This is a genomic window from Sulfurimonas sp., assembly GCF_019429335.1.
In the GTDB taxonomy this organism is placed as follows: Bacteria; Campylobacterota; Campylobacteria; order Campylobacterales; family Sulfurimonadaceae; genus Sulfurimonas.
This window is the reverse complement of record NZ_JAHYJB010000051.1, coordinates 1-4,826: the sequence shown is the minus strand read 5'-3', so window position 1 is coordinate 4,826 and position 4,826 is coordinate 1. Positions and strand designations below refer to the sequence as shown.

The following is a 4,826-nucleotide window of genomic DNA, read 5'->3' as shown; positions in this document are numbered from 1 at the left end:
GATGTTGATCTGAAAGCTCAACAGCTCTGGGATGCTTACGCTTTGGCAAAGTATATGATGCTAAGTGCTACACATACAGACATTGCACCGTGGACCATCGTTAAAAGCGACAGCAAGAAAAAAGCCAGAATAAATACTATAAAACATATTTTAAACTTTGTAGAGTACCCAAACAAGATAGACGCAAGGGAGATAGAGGTGGATAAAGATGTGATAATATTCGGAAGAGATGAGACTATTGCTATGGAGAGCCAGTTTAAATTTTCATCTACAGGTGAGTAGTTTTTCTAATCATGCTACCGTAAGACTGGCGCTTATGAATATAAACCACAAGAAGTTTGAAGATATTTTCACTAAGTGGATGCAACACTATATGAGAAAAACGCATTCAGGCTAGATAGCGGTTGACGGTAAAGCGATAAAAGGAACAAAGCAAAAGAGGAGGAGTGTGCGCCCCTTGAGGGTATAAAAAACTGGCACATTTAGTCTCATTTTTTGCAAGTGTTTTTTAGAGATACTTACAGCCAGAAATACAGCTTCAAAAAGTAACGAAATCCCGAAGTGCGCGAAGTAGAGGTTTATGATGATTTTTACAATATTGATATGACTAAATTCTTTGTAATAGAAGAGATTGTCAAGGTCACAAGAAACAGATATTGAAAAAAACTTTGTTCTCTTTTAGAATGAATCAGCCGTGAGTATGAAATAGTAAAATTAAATAACACTTTTTGTAATCATCTCGTAATATGGAACAACTATAATTTTGTCAAACATTCAAAAAGGAAAACAAATGTTAAAGAAATTAGCTTTAGTTGCAATAGTCGCTGCATCGTCAATCACAACTTCGTTCGCCGCTGATAAAATGAACGGTGCGGGTGCAACATTCCCTGCTCCGATCTATTATGATTGGGCATTCAATTACAAAAAAGATACAAAAAATCTTGTAAACTATCAGTCAATAGGTTCAGGCGGCGGAGTTAAGCAAATAGCACAGAGAACAGTAAACTTTGGTGCGTCTGATGAGTCTGTATCTCCTCTTAAGCTTGCAAAAGACAACCTGTTTCAGTTTCCGGCAGTTATCGGTTCTATTGTAGTTGCGTTTAATGTAGATGGCATCGCTGATGAGACTCTGAAGCTTAAAAACGAAGTAGTTGCAGATATCTTTGCAGGAAAAATCACTATGTGGAATGACCCTGCTATAGCGGCTGACAATCAAGGAATTAACCTTCCAAATCAAAAAATTACCGTTGTTCGCCGTTCAGACGGAAGCGGAACAACGTTTAACTTTACTTATTACCTTTCACAAGTTTCAAAAAACTGGAAAGAGAACTACGGAACTGGTAAAGCGGTTGACTGGCCGGTTGGTATCGGCGGAAAAGGAAATGAGGGTGTAACAAGCTTAATAAAGCAGACTCCTTACTCTCTTGGATATATCGAAAATGCGTATAAAGAGAAAAACAACCTAAGTGCTGCTGTGCTTCAAACTGCGAATGGCAAATGGGTTACTGCAACCGAAGAGAACTTTAAAGCTGCCGCTAAGTATGCAAACTGGACAAAAGAGCAGCATTTTCACTCTGTTTTAGCACTTCAAGCAGGTGACACATCGTACCCGATAGTTGCGGCTACGTTTATTCTTCTTCCAAGAGAGGGCGGCGAAATGAATAAAAAAGTAACTGCTTTTTTTGACTACGCTTTCAAAAACGGTGACGAAAGTGCTAAAAAGCTAGGTTATATCCCGCTTCCCCAAGAGACTAAAAAGATGATTAGAGAGTATTGGGCAGCCAATCTTAAATAATCGTTAATCAACATCCATTCTCATATTTTCTCTCCTAAAAAAATCTCCTATAAGCCCTTGCAACTTCTCATAGCAAGGGCTTTTTTTTCGTTATAAAACATACATTGTAAAGCGCTTATTGTAATCTTTTTGTAACCTAATGATTTTATAATTCTCTAAACAAAAAAACAAGGGAATAAAAAATGAAAAAAATCGTTTTATCGACAATAGCTGCTTTAGCGGTTAGCGCGACTAGTTTGAGTGCTGCTCAGCAGTTTTATGTAGATGACAAAGGTCAAGTATTTACTACTTCGGCTCCGGACCGTGTTGCTCTTGAAAACAAAGAGAGTTCCGTTTTTTCTAAAGCTATGAAATTAGAGTTTAGCGGAACCCACTTTTTTGGTTATACATCTGCTAATCCAAAAACAACAGCTGCTGGAGCAGATACTTCTGTCCCTACAACAGTTGCCGTAGGTGATGACACTGCAAGATATGCTGCTCGTTCAAGTGGTTTTGAGCTTCGCCGCAACTATGTTCAGGTAAAAGGTTTTTTTAACGATAAAGATTACTGGCGTGTAACAATGGATGCTACAAAAGAGTTGGCATCTAGCAAATCATACGCAGATGTGTTTGTTAAGTATGCTTACCTTTATCTAGACAACGTTCTTCCATCTACAGGTGTTGAGTTTGGTATCGCTCACCGTCCGTGGATTGACTACGAGGAGCATAGCGGCTGGATGTATCGCTCATTTAACAAAGTTTTTATTGAGGAAAAAGGAACTGCTACCGAATCGGGCGTTGACCTTGTAAATTCGGCAGACCTTGGTATTAACTTTAAAACTAAAACAGATATCTTCTCTTCTGAAATCGGTATATTTAACGGTGAGGGTTACCATGCTGATAAAGCGGCTGCTAATCAGGAAAATAGCTCTGATTTATCACTAGAGTGGCGTTTAACGGGGCACTTAATTGGAAGCGGTAAAAAAGTTGGTAAAGTAGACCGTACAAAAGATAGTTACATGCACTTATCAACATTTGGTTTGATTTCAAAAAACCATAAAGATGACACGGTAGAAGTAAACGGTGCTGGCGAATACGACCGTACTTTCTATGGTCTTCACGCTGTTTATAATCAGCCGCTTTTCTTGATAGCCGCACAATATATTACAGCAGAAGATAAAGCAAAAAATAGTCTTATAACTGATGGAAAAGAGTACGATGCTTTTTCTATAAATGGCGAAATAAGACCGTTTAAAGATTGGACGATTGTTGGTAGATATGATGACTATAAAATTGATAAAATTGCTATGACGACTGGTGCTGAATCAGTTTCAGCTGATGGAAGCAAAATTATTGCAGCTTTGGCTTATAAATATAGCAAAAATGTAAGCTTTATCGCTTCTGGAAAATTTATTGATGAAGAAAAAGCAGATGGTGGCGATACTGGACAATCAAAAGATGTTTACATGTTAACTACTGAAGTTAAATGGTAATAGCATAAGAAATAATAATAATTATCCCCTTTTTCACACACTCCCTTAGAGATAGAGCCCTTTTGGGCTTTATGGACTTAAATAACTATTTTATCCAATTAACTGATTAAAAGTTTGTCTACTTTACGGGGGTCATTCCACTTTTTTGAAACAAAAGTTACATGCAAACTTAGGCACTCTGCTGAGTTAATACAATATAAACGTCATTTTGGATAGAATACCAAGAATTTTAAAGTAGCAATTATTGGAGAAGTGGATGGATGCGGCTAAATATATTTGGATGAATGGCAAGTTTGTGGGATGGGATGACGCGAAAGTTCATGTTCTATCACACACATTGCATTATGGCAACGGTGTAATTGAAGGAACTAAAGCGTACAAAACGGCCAAAGGTTACGCTATTTTTCGTCTGAATGACCACACCAAAAGATTAAAAGAGTCTGCAAAGATGACTCTTCTGGATATCCCTTACACTGTTGAGGAGTTAAATGAGGCTCAATTGGAGTTGCTTAGAAAAAATGATTTTAAAGGGGAGAATGTATATATCCGCCCTTTTGCATTTTTGGGCTATGGCGTTATGGGTGTTTATCATAAGAATGCTCCGGTTGAGAGCGCTATTGCTGCATGGGAGTGGGGCGCTTACCTCGGGGAAGAGGGTATGCAAAAAGGGATTAAACTTAAAATCGTCTCCATGACAAGACCTGCAAACACTTCAAATATGGGTAAAGCAAAAGCTGTCGCAAACTATCTCAACTCTCAGATGGCAAAGTATGAAGCCATTGACTGCGGATATGAAGAGGCGCTTCTGCTTGATGATCAGGGCTATGTTGCAGAAGCAAGCGGCGCGAGCTTTTTTATGGTAAAAAATGGTGTTCTTATTACTCCTCCAAATGACAACTCTCTAGAGTCAATCACTCAAAAGACAACGATAGAGATTGCTCAGGATATGGGAATAAAAGTAGAACGCCGTCGTATCTCAAGAGAAGATGTTTATACGGCAGATGAAGCCTTTTTAACAGGAACGGCTGCCGAAATAACACCTGTTCGCCATATTGACGGCAGAGATATAGGATGCGGTGCTCGCGGCGAAATGACAGAAAAACTGCAAAGTAAATATTTTGATATTGTTTTTGGTAGAGATAAACAATATGAGCACTATTTAACATATATTAGTTAAGAGTGATTGTCCTGCCACCTGCGTGGCAAGCTTTAGTGCCTTATCGGCTAGCGTAGTTTGGCGGAATCGAGGTGCCCCTTGAGGGTATACTTCCGACAAGCGTAATAAAATAGAAGGGTATAAAAATGAAGGATAACATAACAATGGCATCAGATATGAATGACTATTTCAACAAAAAAAAGAGCGAAGATGGCAACTTTGGAAGAAAGTCTAGCGGCGGCGGTACGGGAGGCGGCGGAGCTGGCCCTCAAATGCCAAAGATAGACTTTAATTTCGGCGGAGGAAAAGCGGGTCTTATGTACTTTATAGTCGCAATCATTATTCTTTTAGTTTTGGCAAAGCCGTTTACTATCATTGAAGAGGGTGAGCGCGGTATTTTAAG

Annotated in this window: 3 protein-coding genes and 2 pseudogenes; all 5 read left to right on the top strand. The window is 38.8% G+C overall.

From position 1 onward, the window contains the following. Window positions 1–282: pseudogene (locus K0A91_RS10620) on the top strand (polyphosphate kinase 2); the annotation flags it as partial. A gap of 508 nt (window positions 283–790) precedes the next feature. Then, window positions 791–1,795: a phosphate ABC transporter substrate-binding protein PstS gene (pstS, locus tag K0A91_RS10615; protein ID WP_295010160.1), complete on the top strand. Its 1,005-nt coding sequence runs from the start codon at window positions 791–793 to the stop codon at window positions 1,793–1,795. 182 nt (window positions 1,796–1,977) lie between these two features. Further along, window positions 1,978–3,267, top strand: coding sequence for a hypothetical protein (locus K0A91_RS10610; protein ID WP_295010159.1), 1,290 nt, complete (start codon window positions 1,978–1,980; stop codon window positions 3,265–3,267). Window positions 3,268–3,523: 256 nt separating this feature from the next. Beyond that, window positions 3,524–4,444 (top strand): branched-chain amino acid transaminase, encoded by a 921-nt coding sequence (locus tag K0A91_RS10605; protein WP_295010158.1) that lies wholly within the window; start codon window positions 3,524–3,526, stop codon window positions 4,442–4,444. A 125-nt stretch (window positions 4,445–4,569) separates the two neighbouring features. Continuing rightward, a pseudogene (locus tag K0A91_RS10600) lies at window positions 4,570–4,826 on the top strand (prohibitin family protein); the annotation flags it as partial.